The sequence below is a fragment of the Crossiella sp. SN42 genome, from assembly GCF_023897065.1.
GTDB lineage: Bacteria > Actinomycetota > Actinomycetes > Mycobacteriales > Pseudonocardiaceae > Crossiella.
Window position 1 is genome coordinate 104,747 of the sequence record NZ_JAMHIV010000004.1, and the last position, 22,025, is coordinate 126,771.

Annotated in this window: 19 protein-coding genes and 1 CRISPR repeat array; of the genes, 9 read left to right on the forward strand and 10 right to left on the reverse strand. The window is 67.4% G+C overall.

Going from position 1 to position 22,025, the window contains the following annotated elements; translation table 11 throughout:
• Positions 1–22 precede the first annotated feature (22 nt).
• The gene (locus tag M8C13_RS06880; protein ID WP_252479628.1) at positions 23–1,084 is read left to right on the forward strand and encodes an asparaginase; all 1,062 of its coding nucleotides are present in this window, start codon (positions 23–25) and stop codon (positions 1,082–1,084) included.
• Between the two features lie 3 nt (positions 1,085–1,087).
• On the forward strand, positions 1,088–1,561 hold the full coding sequence (locus M8C13_RS06885; RefSeq protein WP_252479629.1) for a PPC domain-containing DNA-binding protein: 474 nt from the start codon (positions 1,088–1,090) through the stop codon (positions 1,559–1,561).
• A gap of 441 nt (positions 1,562–2,002) precedes the next feature.
• A CRISPR array of direct repeats spans positions 2,003–3,043; the repeat unit is 19 nt; unit sequence GTTGCGATCCTCACCGGCC.
• A gap of 166 nt (positions 3,044–3,209) precedes the next feature.
• Here M8C13_RS06885 and cas7c read toward each other — a convergent pair.
• The 4 genes from cas7c to cas3 all read right to left on the reverse strand — a co-directional run bounded on the left by cas7c (position 3,210) and on the right by cas3 (position 9,225).
• Complete coding sequence (gene cas7c, locus M8C13_RS06890; RefSeq protein ID WP_252479630.1) at positions 3,210–4,100, reverse strand: type I-C CRISPR-associated protein Cas7/Csd2; 891 nt, start codon at positions 4,098–4,100, stop codon at positions 3,210–3,212.
• 72 nt (positions 4,101–4,172) lie between these two features.
• Positions 4,173–5,969, reverse strand: a complete 1,797-nt coding sequence (cas8c, locus tag M8C13_RS06895; RefSeq protein ID WP_252479631.1) for a type I-C CRISPR-associated protein Cas8c/Csd1 — start codon at positions 5,967–5,969, stop codon at positions 4,173–4,175.
• Positions 5,969–6,595: a type I-C CRISPR-associated protein Cas5c gene (gene cas5c / locus M8C13_RS06900; RefSeq protein WP_252479632.1), complete on the reverse strand. Its 627-nt coding sequence runs from the start codon at positions 6,593–6,595 to the stop codon at positions 5,969–5,971. The genes cas8c and cas5c overlap by 1 nt, the downstream gene beginning before the upstream one ends.
• A 359-nt stretch (positions 6,596–6,954) precedes the next feature.
• A complete protein-coding gene (gene cas3 / locus M8C13_RS06905; protein ID WP_252479633.1) occupies positions 6,955–9,225 on the reverse strand; it encodes a CRISPR-associated helicase Cas3' in 2,271 nt (756 codons plus the stop codon).
• Positions 9,226–9,830: 605 nt separating this feature from the next.
• Here cas3 and M8C13_RS06910 point away from each other — a divergent pair.
• The 3 genes from M8C13_RS06910 (at position 9,831) to M8C13_RS06920 (ending at position 11,960) form a co-directional block, all read left to right on the forward strand.
• Positions 9,831–9,995 (forward strand): hypothetical protein, encoded by a 165-nt coding sequence (locus M8C13_RS06910; RefSeq protein ID WP_252479634.1) that lies wholly within the window; start codon positions 9,831–9,833, stop codon positions 9,993–9,995.
• Between the two features lie 228 nt (positions 9,996–10,223).
• Entirely contained in the window at positions 10,224–10,748 is a 525-nt protein-coding gene (locus M8C13_RS06915; RefSeq protein WP_252479635.1) for a hypothetical protein, read from the forward strand.
• Positions 10,749–11,417: 669 nt separating this feature from the next.
• Complete coding sequence (locus M8C13_RS06920; protein ID WP_252479636.1) at positions 11,418–11,960, forward strand: formyltransferase family protein; 543 nt, start codon at positions 11,418–11,420, stop codon at positions 11,958–11,960.
• A 1,289-nt stretch (positions 11,961–13,249) separates the two neighbouring features.
• Here M8C13_RS06920 and M8C13_RS06925 read toward each other — a convergent pair.
• Positions 13,250–13,450, reverse strand: coding sequence for a hypothetical protein (locus M8C13_RS06925; RefSeq protein ID WP_252479637.1), 201 nt, complete (start codon positions 13,448–13,450; stop codon positions 13,250–13,252).
• A 251-nt stretch (positions 13,451–13,701) separates the two neighbouring features.
• Between M8C13_RS06925 and M8C13_RS06930 the strand changes: the two genes are divergently transcribed.
• Both M8C13_RS06930 and M8C13_RS06935 read left to right on the forward strand, forming a co-directional pair.
• Entirely contained in the window at positions 13,702–14,094 is a 393-nt protein-coding gene (locus tag M8C13_RS06930; RefSeq protein ID WP_252479638.1) for a hypothetical protein, read from the forward strand.
• Positions 14,081–16,621 (forward strand): BTAD domain-containing putative transcriptional regulator, encoded by a 2,541-nt coding sequence (locus tag M8C13_RS06935; protein ID WP_252479639.1) that lies wholly within the window; start codon positions 14,081–14,083, stop codon positions 16,619–16,621. Before M8C13_RS06930 ends, M8C13_RS06935 begins: the two co-directional genes overlap by 14 nt.
• Before the next feature lie 57 nt (positions 16,622–16,678).
• Here M8C13_RS06935 and M8C13_RS06940 read toward each other — a convergent pair whose 3' ends face one another.
• The 3 genes from M8C13_RS06940 to M8C13_RS06950 form a co-directional block, all read right to left on the reverse strand.
• Positions 16,679–16,894 (reverse strand): hypothetical protein, encoded by a 216-nt coding sequence (locus M8C13_RS06940; protein WP_252479640.1) that lies wholly within the window; start codon positions 16,892–16,894, stop codon positions 16,679–16,681.
• Between the two features lie 120 nt (positions 16,895–17,014).
• Positions 17,015–17,155 (reverse strand): hypothetical protein, encoded by a 141-nt coding sequence (locus M8C13_RS06945; protein WP_252479641.1) that lies wholly within the window; start codon positions 17,153–17,155, stop codon positions 17,015–17,017.
• 158 nt (positions 17,156–17,313) lie between these two features.
• A complete protein-coding gene (locus M8C13_RS06950) occupies positions 17,314–18,255 on the reverse strand; it encodes a hypothetical protein (RefSeq protein ID WP_252479642.1) in 942 nt (313 codons plus the stop codon).
• A 9-nt stretch (positions 18,256–18,264) separates the two neighbouring features.
• On the opposite strand from M8C13_RS06950, the gene M8C13_RS06955 reads away from it, so the two are divergent.
• Positions 18,265–18,540 carry a hypothetical protein gene (locus tag M8C13_RS06955; RefSeq protein ID WP_252479643.1) on the forward strand — a complete coding sequence of 92 codons (276 nt, stop codon included), beginning with the start codon at positions 18,265–18,267 and terminating at the stop codon, positions 18,538–18,540.
• Positions 18,541–18,626: 86 nt separating this feature from the next.
• On the opposite strand, the gene M8C13_RS06960 is transcribed toward M8C13_RS06955, so the two are convergent.
• Positions 18,627–19,904 carry a hypothetical protein gene (locus M8C13_RS06960; protein WP_252479644.1) on the reverse strand — a complete coding sequence of 426 codons (1,278 nt, stop codon included), beginning with the start codon at positions 19,902–19,904 and terminating at the stop codon, positions 18,627–18,629.
• Positions 19,905–20,056: 152 nt separating this feature from the next.
• Between M8C13_RS06960 and M8C13_RS06965 the strand changes: the two genes are divergently transcribed.
• Entirely contained in the window at positions 20,057–20,446 is a 390-nt protein-coding gene (locus M8C13_RS06965; protein ID WP_252479645.1) for an RIP homotypic interaction motif-containing protein, read from the forward strand.
• A gap of 463 nt (positions 20,447–20,909) precedes the next feature.
• Here M8C13_RS06965 and M8C13_RS06970 read toward each other — a convergent pair whose 3' ends face one another.
• Positions 20,910–21,650, reverse strand: coding sequence for a PP2C family serine/threonine-protein phosphatase (locus M8C13_RS06970; RefSeq protein WP_252479646.1), 741 nt, complete (start codon positions 21,648–21,650; stop codon positions 20,910–20,912).
• Positions 21,651–22,025: the final 375 nt, after the last annotated feature.

Sequence of the window (22,025 nt, forward strand, 5' to 3'; positions counted from 1 at the left end):
CACATGGCCCGAGGGAGCCCGGGTGCCTGAGGCCCAGCAAGCCAGCCGCCGTGTCGTCGTGTTCGGCCTCGGTGGCACCATCGCCATGACCAGCAGCGACATCGGCGGAGTCGTTCCTGCCCTGTCGGCTGAACAACTCGTTGCCGCAGTTCCCGGCCTCGCTCAGGCCGGCATCGCCGTTGACGTCGTTGACTTCCGCCGCAAGCCGGGCGCGTCGCTGACCGTCGACGACCTGACTGAGCTGGCCGAGGCGATCACCACCCGGTTCGCCGACGGCAACCTGGACGGCGCGGTCATCACCCAGGGGACGGACACGATCGAGGAGACCGCCTACCTGCTCGACTTGCTCCACCAGGGCGAGCAGCCGCTGGTGGTGACCGGCGCGATGCGCAACCCGACGCTGGCCGGGGCCGACGGCCCGGCGAACATCCTCGCCGCCATCCAGACCGCCGCCAGCCCCGAGCTGCGTGGGCAGGGTTGCCTGGTCGTGTTCGCCGATGAGATCCACGCCGCTCGCCGCGTCCGCAAGACCCACGCCACCAGCGGCGCCACCTTCCAATCACCCAACGGCGGCCCGCTCGGCGCGGTCGTGGAAGGCAAACCCCGGCTGCACAACCGGCTCACCCACCGGACCACCCTCCCTACCGGACAACGGCTGCCCGGCCGCCGTGTCGCGCTGGCCACCATCTGCCTCGGAGACGACGGCACCCTCATCGACGCCGCCGCCGACCGGCTCGACGGGCTCGTCGTAGCCGCATTCGGTGTCGGTCACGTCCCTGCGGACCTCGTGCCGCTGCTGGCGAGGATCGCCGATCGGATCCCCGTGGTACTGGCCTCCCGCACCGGCTCCGGGTCCACACTCCGCTCGACCTACGCATTCCCCGGCAGCGAACACGACCTACTCGGCCACGGTCTCATCGGCGCCGGGTTCCTCGACCCGCTCAAGGCCCGCATACTCCTGCACGCTCTGCTCACCGCCGACGCCGACCGCGCCACCATCGAGGCGGCATTCGACGCCGCAGGCGGTCACGCCCACCCCAGCACGTGGCCCTGGAACACCCCCGAACCGCGCCAGGAGCCCTGACCCGTGCGCAGCCATGACCTCACACTGGGACGCACCTTCGGCGTCACCTTCGACCACGGCGAGGACTTCTTCACCGCACTGGCCGAATTCTGCCGCACCAACAACGTCCGCCACGGCTACATCCCCTCGTTCATCGCCGGGTTCGCCGAAGTCGACATCGCGGGCACCTGCGACAAACTCGACGACCCAGCCGCACCCGTCTGGACCAAGGTGCACTTGACCAACGTGGAAGCCTTCGGCGGCGGCACGCTCGCCCACGACCCCGACACCGACCAGGTCCTCCCACACATCCACGTCGCCGTCGGTCTGAAGGAACAAGCCGCCGCCGGCTACACCAGCCACCTCCTGCGGGCACAGGTCCTGTTCCTCACCGAGATGCTTGTCATCGAGGTCACCGACCCGGTCATGCGCCGCGAACGCCAGCCCGACCTCTACGACGTTCCCCTCCTGCGGTTCGGCCCTGGCGCCAGCGAGTGAGCTGAGGCAGGCGATGACGCCTTCGTGCCCGTTGCAGCAGGCCGGGCCCGTCCAGTTCGACCACTCATCCGCTTCGCTGGCCGCCCAGCGGGCATCTTGTTCGCCCTGTTCGTTGAGGATGTTGTAGCTGCCATGTCGCCTATGCAGCGACTGGACAGCATCCTCTGGGAGCAGATGCTTAACGGGGTCGCTCCGTTCATCGCCGCAGAAAACCAGCGCATGATCTGCTGTCGGAGAGCCCGCCGGACCACCTGCACTGGCTGAACAAGAACCGTGCCTGGCCGCTCTGGGGGCTGTTCTTCCCCCTGCAAGTCCACGTCGTTATCACCACTGTTCATCACCACTTTGGCGCGCCAGAGCCACATCGGCGACGGCCACGAGACCGCCCGAAGGACCTGTGCTGTCGTTGCACCGCAACACGCTTGGGGCGACGGTGAGCAGGTTGTGATCCTCACGGGCCCACAGGGCCGGTGCTGTCTTGGTCGGGGTCGTCACTCTCGACCGTCACGGTGTTGCGATCCTCACCGGTCCCGAGGGCCGGTGCTGTCACGAGCTGCTGCACCCCCGTGACGCTCCTAGGCACGTTGCGATCCTCACCGGCCTGGGAAGGCCGGTGCTGTCCTCATCGGCGGGGAGGTTCTTGCAGCCGTTGAGGCTGTTGCGATCCTCACCGGCCCGGGAAGGCCGGTGCTGTGCCCGCGCCACCGCCACCAGGGTGCTCAACGAACTGTTGCGATCCTCACTGGCAGGGAAGGCCGGTGCTGTGGTGGTGCTCGGCATCAGGCAACAGGTCCCAGTTGTTGCGATCCTCACCGGCCCGGGAAGGCCGGTGCTGTCTGCTGGCGGCATCTTCCAGGCCGACGTAGAACCGGTTGCGATCCTCACCGGCCAGGGAAGGCCGGTGCTGTACTGGCTGCCCAGCGTCTCGGACGCGGCGCGCATGTTGCGATCCTCACCGGCCTGGGAAGGCCAGTGCTGTCGGGCCGAGCTGGCGCAGGCCGTGGCCGCGTTCGAGTTGCGATCCTCACCGGTCTGGGAAGGCCGGTGCTGTTTGCAGCGCCAGGGCGTTACCGCCGACTTCATGATGTTGCGATCCTCACCGGCCTGGGAAGGCCGGTGCTGTCTGGTCGCCGTGCCCGATCTGCCCGCAGACCGGGAGTTGCGATCCTCACCGGTCTGGGAAGGCCGGTGCTGTTGCGGTGGCCAGCCGCGGTCAGGCCCGCGCCCGGAAGTTGCGATCCTCACCGGTCTGGGAAGGCCGGTGCTGTCCGCGGAGGCAGTGGCCAGCGCGGGCCCGGCGGTGTTGCGATCCTCACCGGTCTGGGAAGGCCGGTGCTGTTGGCCGGGCAGGTCGCGAACCCGAGTAGCTACAAGTTGCGATCCTCACCGGCCCGGGAAGGCCGGTGCTGTCTCGCGACCCTGGTCGCGGCCGAGCAGATGCTCAAGTTGCGATCCTCACCGGCCCGCGAAGGCCGGTGCTGTGCGATGATGCGGATGCTGCGTGCGCGAGATCGCCGCGCACGGTGTCCACAGTGGACTCGAAGTAGCCTTCTTGGTGGATCAGAACAGCCTGCCGGGGCAGTAGGCGTGGTGCTCGATCGCCGAGATCGGGATGCTGAGCTCGGCAGGCATGTCCCGCGTTTCCGGTTCAAACACCAAGGCGGGTGAGAGTGATGCCGTGGGGCATAGCGTTTTCGTTAACGTCAACCTGGTAGTCGGTGAACGCGCGCGGTGGGGTGCGTGGGTCGTTGCGCCGGACTTCGACGCGATCGAAGAGCTTGTGTGCTGGGGCGGAACCGAAGGCGTCGGCGTGGCTGAAGATGTAGATGCCGCGAGTGGTCATCTGGCCTCGGGTGGCGGAGCGGTCGTGGTCAAACATCATCTCCAGCGTGCGGAAGAGCAGTTCGAGGTCGCGGGAGCCGACCCCGGTTTGCTTGCCGCGGTTGGCGGAGTAGGCGATGGTGGTCTTGTACAGTCCATAGGGGACGGTCCATTTTCCGCCCATCTCGGTGCTTTCGCCCTTGTCGATGTCCTCTTGTTTGGTCTGGGTGACCCGGGTGATCGCGTGGTCCATCGGCAGGATCGGGTCGATGCTGCGCGCGATGCCGACTTGGAGGGGGCCGTGGATTTGACCGAGTGCGCTGGTCTTGCCGACCGAGAGCACTCCGCCGAACAAGCGGATGTCGACGTAGCGTTCGCACAGCCAGGCCCGTGCGGGTTCGGCGGCTTTCCTGGTGACGGACTTGTCCAGCTTGAGGCCGTGGGCGGCGTAGGAGGCTTCCAGGCGCGTGTTGAGTGCGTGGCCGGCCTCAACGAATATCCCGTACCCTTCCTCGCCTTCCGCGGCCAGCGCGAGGGTGTCGCGGATCTTGCGTTTGATCGCCACGTCGCTGACCAGGCCCTGGTTGGATTCATCGTCCATGCGGGGCCGGTTGCCGGCGTCGGGATCACCGTTGGGGTTGCCGTCGATGACGTCGAAGAGCAGGACGATGTCATGGCGGACGGTGGGGTCGAGGTGGGTGGCGATGCTGCTGGTCATCGGAGCGGTGTCTCCTTGTGCGGGAGGTCTGGTCGAGGTGTCGTCCGGGCGAATGCCCGGAGGTCGTGCCACTCAGGCCGGGTCGGCGTCGGTGAGCGGGTCTTTGGCCTCTGTGCGACGGGCCCGCTGGTGGTGGTAGCCGAGCATGAACAGGGCCTGCTGTTCCAGGTTGGCGGTGAGCAGGATGTTGTCGTTGACGTCGTAGAGCTCGAACAGTTCGTTGAGTTTCTTGTCGTAGAAGCTCGCCAGGGCTGGTTTGGTGCGACGAAGTTTGCGCAGCCATGCCACGGCATCGCGGCGTCCGGCTACCAAGGCGGCGCGCGGGTTGGCTGAAGCGCTGGCGAAGAACCGGTCGCCGTAGGTGGTGTTCACCTGGCCGCTGGTCTTCTTCTCCCCCGCGGCCGCACGATCGGTTTGCTGAGGTGTGCGGGGGCGGTGGGCCTCGTACTGGATTCGTTCGAGCAGGGCGAAGGTTCGGCCGGCCAGGTAGCCGGGTTGGGTGTTGGTCTCGTCGAGTCCAGGCATGGGGATGCCTTCCAAGTAGGGCAGGCGGTTCAGAGACAGGCGGATCAGCGCGGCGCGGGTCTCATCGAGGTGTCCGTCAGTGCGAATGCGGTGGAGTAGGTGCACCAAGAGCGAGCCGGGCACGGGCGTGCCGTGGATGGCCGCGCGCAGCAGGTCCCGTTGCACCGTATGGGGTCGGGCTGCGTTCTTGGCGTCGAACTCGGCATACCGCTTGGTCTTGGTGATCCAGCGCCCTGTGGCCAGAGCGAGGGTGCGGATACTCGGCCGCGGTAGGTCGGAGTCCCAGCGGCTGGTGATTTCCAGGTCGGTGAACCAGCGGCTGATCCGCTCGTCCAGGTCGGCCAGGGGCATGTCGATCCAGTCACGCACCATGACGCGGGCGATGTTGCCGCCGACGGTCAGGGAGTAGAACTTCTCGGTGTTGACACGGCGGTCAGGTTTTTGTCCTGCGTGGACGGATTGGATCAGCTTGGTGATCCGTGCGGGGTCGGGTTTGAGCAGGAGTCGCGCAGAGACCTCTGTGTCGGGGTTGGTGGCCCACCAGGCGATGCGGCTGTCCTGTCCGCCATAGCTGGCGCTGTCCGGGGAGGAGAGCACACCGAGCAGGCCGGAGTTGAGCGCATCGCCACAGCTCATGCAGATCGGGGTGTGGCCGAGTCCGGTGGTCAGGTCGTAGCCGAAGACTCGTTCGTTGACCGAGATCAGCGCGGCGTCATTGGTGGCGCCGGGGATCCAGCGGGCGGGGATCTTGCCGGGCACGGTGTCCAGCAGCGGCCCATGTTGGCCGCACACCAGGCACAGGCCGGTGTGGCCGCCGCCTTTGCGGCGCCCGACCTCCTCGGTCCAGAACGGCACGACCGAGGGTGCCTGGTAGGCCGGCTCGCCCGCGACGGTGATCAGGATTCCGTCCTTGGCCGCGACCGGTTCCTCCGGCAGGACCTGGTTGATCTGGCCGCGCTGGAAGAAGGCCGCGATCGCGGCGGGGACGGGATCGTGCTGTGCGTGCGGGCTGTGCGCCCAGCGCTGGGTCAGCTCGACGAAGGCGTGGTGGCACTTGGCCACTCGCTCCGGTTTGGTGGTCTCGTCACCGTGGCCCAGGACGTACTGGGCGTCGTCGGCGGCCAGGTTCGCGGCCACCCCGACGGTGCGCACCGCGGTGGGCACGGTGTGCAGCTGCCCGCGGTTGCCGCGAGTGTCATCGGCGGATTGCAACGGCAGCAACGGTGCGGCGGCCTGTCCGTCGAGAGTGAGTTCCAGGCGCCACCGGAACTCCCGGCCGCGGTGGAACGGGCGTGCGGCCGGTGAGCGGCGCTGGGCATACTCGACCAGTCGTTGGATGAGCATTAAACCGCTCCGACGGGTTGCGGTTGCACGGGAATGCCTTCGAGCGGGATGTCGATCACGCCGTTGCTCATGCGGGCGTGAAACCAGGTGAAGGACAACGGCTCGGTGGAGCGGTCCACGGTGTGCAGCATCAGGCCGAGGTCGGCGCTGAGGTCGATCGGCGGGTCCGGGGTGGGGTCGCCGAAATAGGCGGTGAACTCCTTGGTGCCCAGGTAGGGCTGGGAGAAGCACCTTCCGGCGGTGACGCGGCGGCGGAACTGATCACGGTAGGCCGCGACCGGTTTGGTGGCGCGGTCGCGGAGTTCGACCTGGGCGTGGATGCGGTAGGCCACGTCCTTGAGGCAGACCGCGTTGCGCTGGACGCGGTGGGCGGCGGTGTCGATTTTCCTGCGCCCGGTGACGGCGTCGGCCAGGCTGGGCAGGTCGATGGTTTCGTTGCGGCGGAAGGTGAACTGGCGGATCGGTTTGAGCATCTCGATGCAGCTGACGCGCCAGGCCATCTCGGGCTTCCAGAAGATCGATTCCAGGATGCCGGCGGCAGCTGACGGCGTGGGCACGTCGTAGCTCATCCGTTCGACCTTCAATTCCGGGCGGGTGAACAGCGCCCCCTCGCCCCATACCTGCACCACGACCGGTGGCAGGCCCCCTGGCCTGGCCGCACCAGTGAACTCTGATCTCATGAGTCCATGTTCATCTGATTGGTAGTTGTTTCGAAGCTGATCGGCGTGGTTTCACTCGACCGAGAGGCTGGGCTACCTGAACGGCCTAGTGGGGCGTGAGCGGGCTTCGCGGCGAGCAGATCGCCCAGCCGGGAGCGGACGTCGAACCGCCCCCGGCTGACCTGCGGTGATCTCTACAACGACCACACAGATGTTGCGATCCTCGGCAGGCATGACTGCCAGCGCTGCGGACATCTTGACTGCCGCAGCTCGTGTCGGCCACGTCAGTGCCTGACACCTCACACCTACTGGCCTTTTGCCCATCGCTAGATCACAAAACCCTCGCCGAAGCTTTCCTCGTCCAGGCCAAGGTCTGGGTCGTAGGCGCCACGCCACTCGTAGAGGTCACCGATGACGGGGCTCAGCAGCGGGACGATGTCCGCGCGGCTGGCCAGGTCGGCGCGAAGGGACACAGTCCAGGGCTGAAGCTGGCGGAGGGTGTCCCGCTGGGGACGGCCGGGGTCGCGAAGGTCATCGAGGCGTTGTCTCACAGTCTCGCTGGACTTCCAGCTGGTGATGGCGACGCTGATGCTGTCGTCGTCGATCATGCGGAAGGCCAGGGATCGATCTCGGCGCGCACTCCGGCCGGCGTCCTTCTCCGGGCCATCGGCGACTGCGAGGAAGTCCAAGTGCCTTCGGTTGCGCTGGATGACCTGTCCGCGGGGTGCGGCAGACCAGTCAGCTCCGGCTTCGTTGTCCAACCCCAGGGTGAGGTAGAGGTCCTCGAAGTAGCGCTGGAGGGCCTCCAAGTTGTCCGGATCGGCCAGCGGCGCCCTTCCGAAATGGAGCCGGGTGCTGCCGGTTGCGGTCCGGTAGTCCCGGGGCTGCCCTCCCTCGACAGGGTCGAAGATCACTACCCGCCCGCGGCGGAGATGCCCTTCCCGGTTGGCGCGGCCGGCGGCCTGCAACAGGGACTCAGCCGGTGCCAACGCCCGGAACACCACCGGGAAATCGACGTCTACTCCTGCTTCCACGAGCGGTGTGGCCACCACGGTCACCGGCTTTCCCGTCTTCAGGCGCCGGGTCGTCTTCGCCAACACCTCCAGCCGGTGGCGTGGGCACATCCGGGTCGACAGGTGCAGCGGTGTCTGGCCGGTGGCTTTGTGGAGCATGTGGAAGACGGTGCGGGCGTCGCGGACGGTGTTGACCACGACCAGGGACTGCTGCTCGACCGCGACGGCGGCGACCACGTCGGCCCAGGACGGCTTGGGATCCAGCCACCACCGGAAGTCCACCCGCTGCGTCTGGGCGAACATCCGGGCCGGTTCCCGGACCACCTCGTGGATCTGTAGATCGTCCCAGACGGAGAGGCGTTCGAAGGTCGGCTGGGTTGCCGAGGTGAGCAGCACGGTGAGGCCGAAGTGCTCGACCAAGGTGCGCAGCGCGCTCAGGATCGGCAGCAGCAACGGCTTCGGCAGGGCTTGGACCTCGTCGAGCACCAGCACGGCGTTGCTCAGCCGGTGCAGCTTGCGCATCCGAGAGGGTTTGCGGGCGAACAGGGAGTCGAACAACTGCACGGTGGTGGTCACCACGAACGGGGCGTCCCAGTTCTCCGCAGCCAGCTTGGCCCACCGCTCGCCCGCATCGGCCTGTTCGGCCGTCAGTTCCTTGCCGCTCTTCTCGAAGGACACCGAGGAGTGGTGCTCCAGCACGACCGGGTCGTCCTCGTCGTCGAGCAGGGATCGGTAGACCGCCGCGTTCTGCTCGGTGACCGTCATGAAGGGCACCGCGACGATCACCCGGGACTTGCCGTGCCGGGCCGCATGGTGCAGGGCGAAGGCCCCGCTGGCGAGGGTCTTGCCCGAACCGGTGGGAGCAGCCATCCGGTAGACACCGGGTTTCCCTTGTGCTGCCGCGACTGCGGCGTCGTAGAGCTCGGCGCGCACCCCTGCCACCGGCGAGGCGGCCTGGCCCGCGATCATCTCCGCACGGTTGCGGTCGAAGCGCTCCAGCAGCACCTTCCAGTCCGCTGACGGAGCGATCTGCGGGCCGCCCAGACCGCGCCGGTACGCGCCGGTGTCGAGATGATCGGCATCGACCAGCGCGGAGAACACCATCCGGATGCCCATCTCCAGCAACAGCTCCGCACCAGGGGCCAACCACGGCTCGGGGATCAGGAACGGGCCGTTGAGGACCTTGGCTGCTTCGGGCACCTCGGCGAGGAACCGCCGCGTGGTCTCGGGTTCATCCGGCTGCTCGGCCCGCTCAACCTTGTCCTGGATAGTGGTGCAGTCGCGGAGACCACCGTGGTGACCCAGAACCGCCATCGCGCACACGTCCGCGGTTTGGGCCAGCAGCCGGGCACCGAGTTCCTTATGGTCGATGCCCACCGGCCTGGACGTGCCGGCCACCAAAGCCAGCTTGGCCTGCCACGCCCGCCCAGCCTTGCCCGCGTCATGGAACAGCCCCAGCGCGTAGGCCAGGTCGCCTGCGCAGAAGCCCTCAGCGAAGCACCTGGCCCACCGCGCGGTTGAACGGAGATGGTCGGCCAGGCCATGCCAGCCACTACCCGGACTATCCGGGCTATGCGCCCACATCCGCTGCTTCTCCTACAGCTCGACCACTCTCGACGCCGGGACCGTAGAGCCAGCCCCTGACAAATCTGGATAGCTCCAGGTCAGCTGCCATCTCACCAGTCCTGGACGGCCGGTGCTTGTCCGGGAGTCTGATGGTCCGGAGGGATCGGATCTGGAGTTGCGATCCGCACCGGTTCTGGAGAGCCGGTGCTGTGACTGGCACGCGGTCGCCTCGCGGCGCTGGCTGGACGTTGCGATCCTCACTAGTTCCGAAGGGCCGGTGCGGGCCTGCGGTCGGCTGGTGATCGCAAGCCCACTCGGTGGAGAAGGGCGTCGTGGTGGCCGATGCAGCGCTGGTGGCGCAGCGGGAATCTGTGCCCACGTGTCGCTGCGGAACCCGGGCCGGGATCGCGGTCTGGCAGCTGTCACGGTCAGCGCAGTCAGACCGTGACGGATCGTCGCGGCGGCGTCCGTGACGATCTTTAGCGCCGACGCCCGCAGGCTGTGCTCCCGAGCGGCGGGCCAACGGCCGGCAGTAGGGCGCACTGAGCCATCTGACCTGGGGGCCGGTTCCCGCCTTGATCCCGCGGCCGCTGGGGGCAGCCGTGGTGCATCAGGGCGCTGGGATGTTTCGCTCGGGTGAGCGAAGAGCAGCGCAGGCAGTTGGCGTCGGCCGCGCCCGTCTGCTGGAAGAACGCGAGGGCGCTTGTGCCGTGGCTATGTCCGTCGGCATCGAGCAGGACATCGAGGTGCTCACGGTGTTCGTCGACGACGGGGTGTACCGGTCCTGACGGTGTCCGCCGCGGCCCGCCGGGACTGCGGGCGTGGCTGGTGCGGCACCGGGCGGCCGAGGCCCGGCAGTCCCGGTCCCTGCCTCCCGGCCTGACCGAAGGTGTGTCCGCCGTTGGGGACGCTGATGTGCACCTGTTCGGTAGATGAGGTATAGGTGCGCCCGTTCTGAACGCAACACCTGCTCCGCTGTGGTACCTCTTCGGGCCTTCGAGGAAGGTAAGGCGGGCGTGAACGAAAAGAAGCTGCCAAGCCAGGAGATCATGCGACGCGCGCGAGTTCAGCGTGCGCCACTCGTCGTGCGAGGCATGCCCATCCAATGCTGGCGCTGCAAAAGCGACGACATGGCGGTCGTGGTCATCCACCATGACTGCTACATCGGCACCCCAGGCTACGGGTTGGTGATCACCGACGAGGAGCTCTCCCTCGCCTATGCCCGGGAGTTGTTGCAGATCGCAGCGCATCCACAGGCTGAGACGATCAAGGTCCGGTTCAGCCGAACAGCGAGCGATAGCTACCTGTCCAACGGCTGTACCGCCTGCGACTCCCTGTTCGGGGCGTCCTTCGTTTCCGCGGACCTGAACACGCTGCTCCATGAGGACGCGATCGGCACGCTTCCTGTACTGGCGACGGTGGAACGGGAGGCCCTCGAGTGGTACGTCCTTGAAGGGCTGGCTGGGACATCAGGCAGTCTCGCCCGGTGCTTTGAGGACGATGCCTTCACCAAGGTGGCTACCGACATCTCCGCAGACTGACCTGCGCCAGCCCGAACGCGGCAGCGGTCAGCACAACAAGGTCAGCGTCGTCGAGACATCCTGCCGAGTGTGAAGCCCGAGACCTGCGTGTTGTACCGACTGTGGTCGCTGCCAAGGTCTACGTCGCCTTCGTCAACGACGAACCGGTTGCCCACCTCAGGGTTCCACCAAGAGCATGGCCATCGGCCCGCACGGCAACCGCACCTACGCCATGGAGGCCCGCGGCTCCCGACTGGTCGTCATGCCCGAATGGCAAGGTGCTGGTCTGAGCGTGCGCTTCCTCGACCACATCGCCCAGCTGCACCGGCGGCGGCGTGCTGCCCGGGGCGACGGATCACCACCCTGTTCCACAGCTCCCATCCCCAGCTGTGCACAGCGCTGCGCCGCGACCGCCGCTGGCGGCAGATCTCCGCCTCCCTCTACGGCGGCGACAAGTCGCGCAGTAACCAGACCCTGGACGACCGCGGCACCGGCCTTCGCACCGGCTACGGCGGCCACTTCCGCGCCGTACAAAGATTTCGCTACTACGGAGAGGCGGCCTGCTGAACATCTACCTCTCCGGCCGCGGCGTGTTCGGCGTCAGGGCGAAAGCAGCGGCCGCCGCCGGCCACCGCATCCCCGGCACCGCCTCACCCAACCCGCAAGCCCGGCCAGGACCCGGATAACCCGTTGCATCGGGACCGGCTGCGGTCCTGGTCCTACCCCCGCCACACCCCGTGGACACCGGCAGCCGAGCTGCGGGCCCGCCACGTTCCCGAGGACACCGCGGTCATCGTGGCCGCGCACTCCCACGCCTTCATCGGCCGCGCCACCCGGGCCCGCGCCCAGGTGGCCGCGATCCGCTACCACCCCAGCCTGCCGCCACTGCACCGCGGCCGCGACGCCATCCGCTGGACCATCCGCGACGGCGAAAAAGTCACCGGCGGCACCGTCTACCACCTCACCGACCGGGTCGACGCCGGACCGGTTGCCGCCCAGGAACACGTCTTCGTCCCGCCGGGTGCGACTGCGGAGAACCTTTGGCGCGAACAGCTGGCCTCGCTCGGGGTGGAGCTGCTGCTGCGCGTGCTGCACGATCTGGCGGCCGGGCACCGGGTTGAGGTTCCGCAGTCGGAACAGCTGGCGACGTGGGAACCCGCACTGGACGCAGCTCCACTGCTCAAACCCGAGCTACCGGAGCTACCAGCAGGCCCGCCTACTGCAAGCTCGTGATCGTCCCGCAAGAAGCCGTCTACTGCCACAGGACCTCGAGCGTCAGGACGACCCCCGCGATCGTTCCCGCAATCAACATCGCCCACTTGCAGAAGAGCCGAATGGCCGTATCCAGCTCCTTGGCCCGCTTACTGGTTCTGGCTGTCCAGGACAGCGACTCAGCCGGAGCAGGCTCAGCGCGCTCGGCCGACACCAGCCTGGCGGATGGCTTTTTTCGGGCACGACGGGATGCCATCCCGCTTACTCCTTCGCCTCGCATGAACCGCAGCTGCCACCTTGGTGGGGCACTGTTGGAGGGGGAGGGTAGAGCACGCCACTAGATGTTGTCTAATCCAGTGCATCTCAGGTTTCCAGAAGTTCGCCCCCCTCTTCCGAGTGCCTGAACGCCTCCAATCCTGAGTAACTTCGTCGACGCAAGGGCCTGGCTCACGAATGAGTCAACCGCGATCTTCAGCTGCCGGGACATGTGTACAGAAATACGTAAAGATGTATTTCGAGGTCGGTCACGACAAAGCCAATTCCGGAAAGGTTAGTAATCAGTTTTGCCGCGTAGTACCTGGTCAACTTAGCGAACAAGGTTTTCGAGGGGCGAGGGGCGCATGCCGCCTGTTCGACACTTCGCCAACCAAGGGCGTCCCCGAACTGCCCGGATGCGTTGACGTTTAAGTGACAAGTTGGCTGGGTTAAGTTTGTCCACTGGACTCACGTTCGCCCATCGAGACTCATCGGGGATGACATCGGCGCAGGTGTTGAGTTGTCAAAAACGCCCGTTTTGACGCCAGAAACTCATGGCCCATAGTGAACACTGCGTCAGGGGCTATCCGGTTTCTGTCATGTCAGAAACAGAAAGAATCATGACAGACACCAGGAAGACACTCTCACCTGCATTCGCTGATAGAGGGGCAAGTCGCCGGTAATTCTGCCGCCGGGGCGTGGCGAGTGTCTGCACGGAACGCTCGGCGCCACCCGATTGGCGCAGGCGGCGTGCGGCCGTGCTGGCTCGTGACCTCGTCTGCCGGATCTGCGCCAGCGCCCGAGCAACCGAGGTCGACCACGTTCAACCCGGCGACAACCATCAAGGGGTGTGTGCAACCTGCCATGGAGTCAAGTCGGCGACAGAGGGTGCGGCGGCGAGGGCCGTCGGCGGCTAACGCCAGCTCACGCCGCCCGCTGCCCCACACCCCGGCCTGACTGGTTGAACGCCTGCCGGTGGGGGTGACTCCCCTTCCCGGTGCATCGCTACCGGATAGTTGCTGGCGCTCGGGCCGTGTACGGGTCTGGGTTCTCGGCTACAGAACGCCCAGTTCGGCTAGCCGGTATCCGACCGCGAACACACCGCCCGCCCCGGTGGCGGTGGCCAGCATCAGCTTGAGGACGCGGTAGGCGTCGGCCCGCTTCTCCTTATCGGGGCAGAGCACCGCTACACCAGCCGCGGCACCAACCGCCGCGATCACGACCACGGCGAAGCCGCCGAGCAGCCAAGCCAACATCAGCTATCCCCTTCAACCCGAGCATCAGGTGGAGGGGGAAGGAACCCAGGAACGACAGGCAACCTGCCCGGCAGCCGTAACGTTTACGCGTAAAGTTTACGGCTCCGCTGTGTCCCCTTTCCCGATGCTGCCAGCTCATACGCACCAGCACCAGCGACCTGAGCAGTCACAGGTGGGAGGTGGTTCGTGGCCGGGATGGGTCTGCCGCCAAGCACCCCAGCAAGCGTCGTCGGCGCAACGCCACTGTGTCGATGACCCGCCTACCCGCCAGCGGCCGAACCGGGCAGGCGCCTGCCTGGCCCCTGCCGGTCAACGACGACCCCGCCTTCGCTGAGCGTGAATCCGCGCTGTGGACCACGCTCTGGCGGACCCCGCAGGCCGTGGCCTGGGAACGGTTGGACTGGCTGGTCGAGCCCGCGCTGTACGTGCGCCTGGTCGCCGCCGCCGAAGCAAAGCACCTCAAGTCCGCCGCCGAGGCCCGCCAGTGGTCCGACCGGCTCGGCCTGAGCCCGCTCGCCCTGCTCCGTCTGCGCTGGGAGATCACCGAGGACGAACCCGGCGACACCGAGCCCAGCGGGAGGGAGGCGGCGGACAGCACCGTGACCGTGATGGAGGAGCACCGCCGGATGCTTGGCGAAAGCTGACCGCGTCGCCGCTTTCCTGACCCTGCCGCGCGACCTGCCTGAGCGCACCCTCGGCTGGGCCGACGGTGACCACACCGCCGCCGAGCACGCCGCCGAGGCCGCGCTACAGCTGTGGCGCGGGCGGCCCTTGCCCGGCCTGGACAGCCCGTACTTTCACTCCCAGCGTCAGCGCTGGCTCCACAACCGCCTGCTCGCGCTGGAACTGCGCGCCGAAGCCGCGATCAACCACGGCCGTGACGCCGAGATGGTGGCCGAGCTGACCGGCCTGGTCGCCGAACATCCGCTGCGGGAACGCCTGCGTGAACTGCTCATGCTCGCCCTCTACCGCAGCGGCCGGCAGGCCGAGGCGCTGCAGCACTACCAGCAGACCCGCTCCGAGCTCATCACCCAGCTCGGGGTGGAACCGGGCCCGGGGCTGCGCACCCTGCACGAGCGCATCCTCAGCTCCGATGCCGCACTCACCACCCCCGCCCGCCCGGCGGTGCCGCCCAGCCAACTGCCCCTGCCGGTGCGCGGGTTCACCGGTCGCGGGCAGGAACTGGCCCGGCTCAGCGAGCTGGCGGGCCGCGGCGCGGTCGTGGCGGTCTGCGGGCCGGGTGGGATCGGCAAGACCTCCCTGGTCTTGCAGTGGGCCCAAGCCCACCTGCAGCAGTTCCCGGACGGGCAGTTGTATGTGGATCTGCGCGGCTACAGCCCGCTGGTTCCGCCGTTGCCTCCTGCGGCCGCGGTCACCGGGTTTCTGGCCGCACTCGGCGTGCCGCCCTCGGCGTTGCCACCGCGCGAGCAGGACCAGGCGGCGTTGCTGCGCAGCCTGCTGGCGAGGCGGCGCATGCTGCTGGTGCTCGACAACGCCCGCGACAGCGATCAGGTCGCCCCGCTGCTGCCCGGCACTCCGCACTGCACCGTCCTGATCACCAGCCGGCACAGGCTGGACGGGCTGCTGGCCACCTCCGGCGCGCAGCCCCTCGTGCTGGAGGTCTTCACCCGGGCCGAGGCGCGGGAGTTTCTGGCACTGCACGCCGGAACCGACCGCGCCCGAGCCGAAACAGAAGCCCTCGAGGCGATCGTCACCCGGTGCGCCCGGTGGCCGCTGGCTTTGGCGATCGTGGCCGCCCGCGCCGCGACCCACCCCCAGTTCTCCCTCACCGCGCTGGCCGGGGAACTCCGCGAGGACGCCGACCGGCTCGACGTGCTCGACACCGGCGAGATCACCACCAGCCTGCGCACCGTCGTGGCCGCCACCTACCAGACGCTGAGCCCAGAGGCCGCCCGCCTGGCCGGACTGCTCGCCCTCGCCCCGGGCCCGGACATCGGCCTGCCCGCCGCCGCGGTGCTCGCCGGTGCGCCCCCGCGCGCCACCCGCCACGTTCTGGGCCAGCTCAGCCGGGTGCACCTGGTCCAGGAACACCAGCCTGGCCGCTACCGGGTGCACGACCTCGTCCGCCTCGACGCCGTCGAACGCGCCGGCACCGAGCACCCGGGCGCCGACCTCGCGGCCGTGCTCCGGCAGCTGTGTGAGCACTATCTGCGCGAGGTCACCGAGAAGACGGCCACCGGTGAGGCACTGGCTTGGATGGACGCCGAGCGCTCCACCCTTATCGCGGCAGCCGAGATGGCCATCAGCCGAGGCTGGTCACCACCAGCGGCAGGGCTGGCCATCGCCATCCAGCAATACCTCGACGACCGCGGGCACTACGAACAAGCACTGGCCCTGGGCCGCAAAGCCCTGACCCTCGCAGAGTCCACGGTGGACGCGCCGGTGCTCACCCTGCTCGCCCTGAGTCTGTGGCGGCAAGGAAACTTCGCCGGCTCCATCCCCATCTACCGACGTGCCCTCCACGCCGCAGGGGAGATCGGTGATAACCGCAGCCTCGGCCGCGCCCACAACGGGCTGGGCTTCGCCTACTGGCGGCTACGCGATTTCGAGCAGGCGCTGCGGTGCTTCGAGGCAGGGCTGGATGTCGGCACGCGGATCGGGGATCACTCGATCCAGGCCTACGCCCGCACCGGCATCGGCTACATCGCCCACTGGCGCCGCCAGCCCCACAGCGGACTGGCCCACCACGAGGAAGCCGTGCTGCTGGCGCGGCTGGCCAAGGATCAGGAGGTGGAATGCCACGCGCTCAACGGAATCGGCCTGGGCGCACTCGCGGTGGGGCGAGCGGAGCAGGCCCTGGAGTACTGGCAGCGGGCACTGCATCTGGCTCGCCACACCGGCAGCCCGTTCAGCGAAGCGCGAGCCCTGGTTGGCTTGGGCTGGGGCCACCAGCACCACGGCAAGCTGGACACCGCGCTGCGCTACCACCGCGCGGGGCTGGAGGTGGCCCAGACCATCGGCGACCGCTACCAGCAGGCCCGTGCCTGCATCAGCCTCGCCGACATCCACACCACCAGCGGTGACGCCGAGGCCGCCCAGCAGTGCCACAGGCAGGCCCAGCAACACGCCGAGGCGGTCGGGGTCTCCGAGGTCGAAGTCGGACTCCGCTGGATCACCACGCCAGATGTGCCGCACGACGAGCAGGGCTGACCGTGGACCGAGCGCGGCGTGCAGCCGCAGCCAGCCGGGGCCGCAGTGGTGCTGGCGCTACTGCCTCGCTGTGGCGGCCCACATGGCCTCGACGCCGTTGTCCGGTCGGCAGTCGGCGGGGAAACGCTGTGCGGCCTCGCATCGGCCCTGCTGCTGCGTGGCCTCGGTCGCGGCGTGCAGCCGCGTCAGCACCACCGCAGGCGGATCGAGGGTGAGGGGCTGGATCACCGCGGTGCTGCGGGCGAGCTCCCGCTCAGCCACCGCCTCAGCCATGCGCAGCAGGATCAGGCTTTCGGCGCAGGGCACCGGCGCGGTGACCGCAGGTGGGCTGGAGAGCAGCCGCTCGCGCAGCTGCTGTGCCAGGTGATATCCGGTCCACAGTCGATGGGAGTCCTAGCTGGCGGTCAGCGGCGAGTACTCCAGCACCAGCGGCACCGCCGCCATCCAGTCGGCGTGTGCTGCGTGCACCAGGACGCGGTTCACGTGCAGCCGTCGTAGACGAGCCACGTCCCAGTAGCGGCGCAGCTCGTTCATGTCCAGCCGGCGGCAGTGCCCGCACAGCCGTCGGCCCGTTTCGGCCGCAGATTCCGGCGGCGTCCACGACCGACAGCTACGCACCAGCGACTGAGCGCAGCCGTCACACACCAATCCCGACGGGATGGTGCCGACCGCCGCGGTCACGCCGAGCTTCGCTACGACGACGCCACCGGACGCGGCATCTCGCGCAGGTCGTTGAGCCTTTCGGCCAGGGCGTGGATTTCGCTGATGATGCGGCCGCGGTGTGGGCCACCAGGATGCAGGTAGGCCCGCCCGTCGACACGGTACTGCTGGAGCACCTCTGGGATCCCGCGCAGCAGAGCCACGAGCAGGCACCGCCCCATCAGCTGTTCCACCTCCGGTTCAGACAGTGGCTCAGCGGGGCTCGACACCAGTGGCACCCGCCGTCCCTGATCCATGTTCTTGGAGGCCGACGTCGTGGTCCGGAAAGGTGGTGCCGCGGGATCGGCGTCGAAAGCCAGGTGGTAAGTGGCGCGGCTCGCCGCTACGTCGAACGGGCTCAGGCGCACCACGGTGGCGGGGCTGCAGTCGGCATCGTGACCTTCAGCGCGGTGATCGCGTGCACGTGACCGGGGGCTGGAAAGCGTGCCCAGGGTTTGAGCGCACTGTTCGACCGCGTCGAGGACGTCCTGCCGCATACCGCCGTGCTCGTCGTGCGGGTCGAGATAGGGGCGGCCGTCCAGCTTGAGGAACTCCAGGACTTCGTGGACGAAGTCCTGGAGAACCATGGACAAGAAGTGTGCGAACCACTCCTCCACCGATGCGGTGGGCGGCAGGCCGGGCTGCCACCAATCCGAGATGGTCATGTGCTCGCCCGTAGGATCGTAGGCGCAGGGCATCTCAGGACCGGTGAGGCAGTCCGGCAGGAACTGCCGCTCGGTGTAGTGGGTCAGGCGGAGGCGGTACTCGGCACGATCGGCTACAGCGTCGGGGATCAGCTCCTCGATGTGCTGCGGCTGGATTGCCGTGTCAGCCAGCTCGTTCGCATCGTGGGCGGTGTGGCTGTGAGGTTGCTGGGCGGCGTCCCCGTCATGGTGACTCAGTGAGGAGGCGGGCTGTTCTCCGGTGGCGGTCATGGATTCTCGATGGCGGTCAGCGTCGGGCGAAGCCAGGTTGATCCGCAGCGTATCGGTGCGGCGATCCGCAAAGCCCGTGTGGGCCGACGACTGGTATCTGTTGGCCGCCTCGCGATAGCCATGGCCGGCCGCGCCTTCGGGTCACTGCTGCTCGCCCTGGCCGCGCTGGCAACCCGGGCCCGCATCAAGTGGCAGACACCGCTGCTCGGGGACATCACCGGTGACCTGCAGCTCTGCGCACCACCCGCACACCCTCCGTATCACCAGATTCGGGCAGCCCGGTGACCTCGAGCGTCTAGCGAGCTCACGGCATCGACCACCGCCAGCAGCGTCGTCGCGGCGTTGCTCGAGGTGACCGGCGGCCTGGTTGGTCAGGTCACTTTCGGAATGACCAGAGTCTCTGGGTAGGCGACCGCGGCGGTGCCAGGCAGGCTCGTCCGCTCCGCGGTTAGCAGCGCTTTGTCGGCGAGCAACATGTCGACGCTGGGCATCGTGGTGAGGACGAGCCGGGTGCCGCCAGTTCGGCTCTTTTCCACTTCGGGATACATCATCGCGTACCCCCGACTGTCGAACTGCCAGCCCAGCTTCCCGGAACGGTCCTTCTTGTAGTTGAACAACCACTCGTACGCGAACGCACCACTTTCATCGCGCATCCGAAGGACCATTCCAGTGACGCCGGACGTCGGCGGTGTAGCAAGGTCAACGCTGACCTGGAAAACGTCGCCACCCAACAAGGCACAAACCTTTGACACAGCGGCTTCAACCTGTCCACCGCAGGCCTCTCGGGAGCCAGCCTTTGAAGCCTTGGAAAGCTTCGAATAGCGGCTCCGAAGCTCGTCCAGCTCACCAGTTCGGACCGCCGGTATCTCGAACACCTCATCGATCTTGCGGGCATTCTCTGCGATGCACTCCATCTCCTCCACCGGAGCAGTCGACAGGTTGGTCAGCCCCTCGCCCGCCTCTGTTACAACCGCCGCGGTACCGACTGGAAGAACCTTGCCATCATCCCGCACGAGCTCGACATCGCCGACGATGAGCCACGGTGTCGAGTTCGACGCCGCCTGCAATGACGGGCCGATCGTGAGGGCGAAGCGATCAACAGTTCCGCCACGCACCTCGAACCTGATGTCCTTCCTCATCTCGAACGGAACGGACGGCACATCTTCACCCGACACCGGTTCCGGCAGTCTGATCGTGTACGCGGCGGAGATCCTCGCCTCGCCGCCCATCATGCGGCAGTCCTGCAGCGTGTCGGCGTGCTTCACCTTGACGATCACGGCGGTCAGCAAGGCGGGTGCGGTGCCGTTGTTCTTCAAGGTGACGTCGATCGCCGTGGCGTCGACTTCCTTCCCCGGCGTGACCTCGCCAGTGGCCACGTTCACGCTGTCGGCGGCGACCTTGCTCGGTTTCTGGACAGCGAAGGCGGACAGTTCGAGGTCCGGGCGCGCGATGGTGCGGTTGATCAGGACGATCACACCGACAAGAACGAGAACCGTGCAGACAGCGATGATCACGAACCACTTGCGCTTGCGCGGGTCCGCGAAGAAAACCTGGAGGTTGTCGTCGCCGACCTGCACGCCGGTGGAGTTGCTGACAACCGCCCTCTCGCGTTCCATCGGATCGCCCCTCGGCAGTTGCAGAATCGACATTTCTGTTCGCTGGTCGCCACCCTCGTCGCACGATCGGCGCCTTACGTTACAACTAACGGCCTGCGTTCACCCTTCTGGCCGATCCGTGTTGGCGCCAGCGGTTTTTCTGCGTTAAACATGATGCAAATCCGCAGAGCGAAGGGCGGCACTTAATGATCGAATCTGCCGATTTGGTGATGGCGGCTCTTGCCGCCGGAGCCGCAGCAGGGGTGTCGGAAACCGCGACCACGGCGGTCAAAGACTCCTACAGCGGGCTCAAGTCATTGGCAGGAAAGGTGCTGCGGCGACACCAGCCGGACAGTGACCAAGCCACGGTCGAGGGCCAGCTGGCAGATCCGGAGACCCACCGTCACGAGCTTCTGGCCGCATTGACCGAAGCCGGCGTGGCGACGCACCCGGAGTTGCTCAACGCGGCCCGACAGGTGCTGGGACTGGTCGATCCCACGGGCACGGCGATGGGCAAATACGACGTCACTGTCACGAACTGCACCGGAGTGCAGGTCGGCGGACACAACAACATGACCATCCACGTGCCGAAGTGATCCGGCCAGGCTCAGACGAGCACGGCCGCCCGGCTCAAACGACACCGTCACGGCGATGAGGCGTTCGCCGTCGGTGTAGGTCGCGGACGGCTGCCGTAGTACCGACCCGCTTCCCGTCCACAGTGGAGTGAACGACCCGAGCATGTCAAGGATCTGCGTACGGTTGAAGTCGCGTCCGAGTTCGCTCATTAACGCGAGCGCCTGTTCGAGATGTGCTCGGGCAGCGTCCAAGGTCACGAAGCGACTTCGTGCGGCTCCTAGGCGAAGAACACCCGCACACCGTGGTAGCGGCTGATGCGTTACCAGCGTGGCGAACCGAAGCCGAGTTTGATCCCGGAATGTGACTGCCAGCAACCCTGGCTGGTGATCTTCCCCAGTACCCGCAGAGCACAGGACAGAACAGGTGCTCGAGTCAAAGAAGCGATGGTCCGCTACCCCGAGGTGCGCCCACGATCACGGCGGACTAGGGACAAGCGCCCCCCCCCGCGGGGATCACGGCCAGGGCGGTGGCGTTGTCAGCGTCCTCGCCGCTCAGCCGCACAGCCTCGGCTACGAGCTGCTCGGCGCACGCCTGCGGGTCCCGGCCATACTCGGTGAACATCCCGGCGATCATCCTGTCCTCAAGTACCTTGCCGACACCGTCGGAGACCAGCAGCAACCCGAGGAAGCCCGCGTCGGTGATGGTGATGCTGAATCCGTCGCGGCGGGCAGTGGCCACGGTCGTGGTGACGATGTGGTCGTACTTGCCGGCTTCGGCGGCCTGAACGGGGCCTCCGCTGCTGCGCATGTGCTGGCCGACCGTGTGGTCGGTGGTGAGCAGCGTCAGCCCGGCAGCGTCGTAGCGGTAGCAGCGGATGTCGCCGGTCCAGGCGATCTCTACTGCGCTCTCGCCTTGCTGGATGGCCACGGCCAGAACGCAGTCGGCTTCCGGCTTGTCCGCGCTGTCGGCGGCTAGTGCGTCGGCGGCGGCCAGCATCGCGGTTTCCGCGCTCTTGGCCGACCCTGCGGTAACTGCCGCGTGCACGGCCCGGTGGGCGGCGTCAGCGGCGTCGGGCCTGTCGCCGATGCCGTCGGCCACTGCCCAGCACCATTCCCCGGTGGCGGTGTCCTCGATGTAGCCGAAGGCATCGGCGTTGTGGTGACGAGCGCCGATGTGACTGGCCGCACCGACACGCAGAAGAAGACGGTCTGTGGGTTCGGTCATGCAGGTCCCTTCTTCAGACGGGCGAGGATCATGTTCTCGTAGTTGTGGACGCGACGAAGCCCGGCGGGTTGGCCAAGGCCTGTTCACCAGTAGCGAGCAGACGGCACCGAGCACGATCGCCACGGGCGCCCCCACCAGCCGCGTGATGGCTCAGCCGCCAAGCATGCCGAAGGCGACACCCACGCCATCGCGAATCAGTCTCGACGCCGCCGGCACTTCTGCGCCAACCGAGGCGCTGACCTTCGGACTACCGAAAGGCACAGAACGCCTGTGATGCTGCTCCAAGCAGAGAGGTTCTGCATGCGTTGCGCTCTCCCTCGTCCGCGGGATTGGTGGTCCCAGGCCGACCTTGAAGCACTTGCGGAGTCCCACATC

What these genes read in the sequence shown, in the direction of transcription:
- cas7c (WP_252479630.1), bottom strand. Translation starts at nt 4,100, where the DNA reads ATGACCAGCAGCATCGCCACCCACCTCGACCCCACCGTCCGCCATGAC.
- cas8c (WP_252479631.1), bottom strand. Translation starts at nt 5,969, where the DNA reads ATGCTCATCCAACGACTGGTCGAGTATGCCCAGCGCCGCTCACCGGCC.
- cas3 (WP_252479633.1), bottom strand. Translation starts at nt 9,225, where the DNA reads ATGTGGGCGCATAGCCCGGATAGTCCGGGTAGTGGCTGGCATGGCCTG.
- M8C13_RS06910 (WP_252479634.1), top strand. Translation starts at nt 9,831, where the DNA reads ATGTTTCGCTCGGGTGAGCGAAGAGCAGCGCAGGCAGTTGGCGTCGGC.
- M8C13_RS06925 (WP_252479637.1), bottom strand. Translation starts at nt 13,450, where the DNA reads ATGTTGGCTTGGCTGCTCGGCGGCTTCGCCGTGGTCGTGATCGCGGCG.
- M8C13_RS06930 (WP_252479638.1), top strand. Translation starts at nt 13,702, where the DNA reads ATGACCCGCCTACCCGCCAGCGGCCGAACCGGGCAGGCGCCTGCCTGG.
- M8C13_RS06940 (WP_252479640.1), bottom strand. Translation starts at nt 16,894, where the DNA reads ATGGCTGAGGCGGTGGCTGAGCGGGAGCTCGCCCGCAGCACCGCGGTG.
- M8C13_RS06945 (WP_252479641.1), bottom strand. Translation starts at nt 17,155, where the DNA reads ATGAACGAGCTGCGCCGCTACTGGGACGTGGCTCGTCTACGACGGCTG.
- M8C13_RS06950 (WP_252479642.1), bottom strand. Translation starts at nt 18,255, where the DNA reads ATGACCGCCACCGGAGAACAGCCCGCCTCCTCACTGAGTCACCATGAC.
- M8C13_RS06955 (WP_252479643.1), top strand. Translation starts at nt 18,265, where the DNA reads ATGGCGGTCAGCGTCGGGCGAAGCCAGGTTGATCCGCAGCGTATCGGT.
- M8C13_RS06960 (WP_252479644.1), bottom strand. Translation starts at nt 19,904, where the DNA reads ATGTCGATTCTGCAACTGCCGAGGGGCGATCCGATGGAACGCGAGAGG.
- M8C13_RS06965 (WP_252479645.1), top strand. Translation starts at nt 20,057, where the DNA reads ATGATCGAATCTGCCGATTTGGTGATGGCGGCTCTTGCCGCCGGAGCC.
- M8C13_RS06970 (WP_252479646.1), bottom strand. Translation starts at nt 21,650, where the DNA reads ATGACCGAACCCACAGACCGTCTTCTTCTGCGTGTCGGTGCGGCCAGT.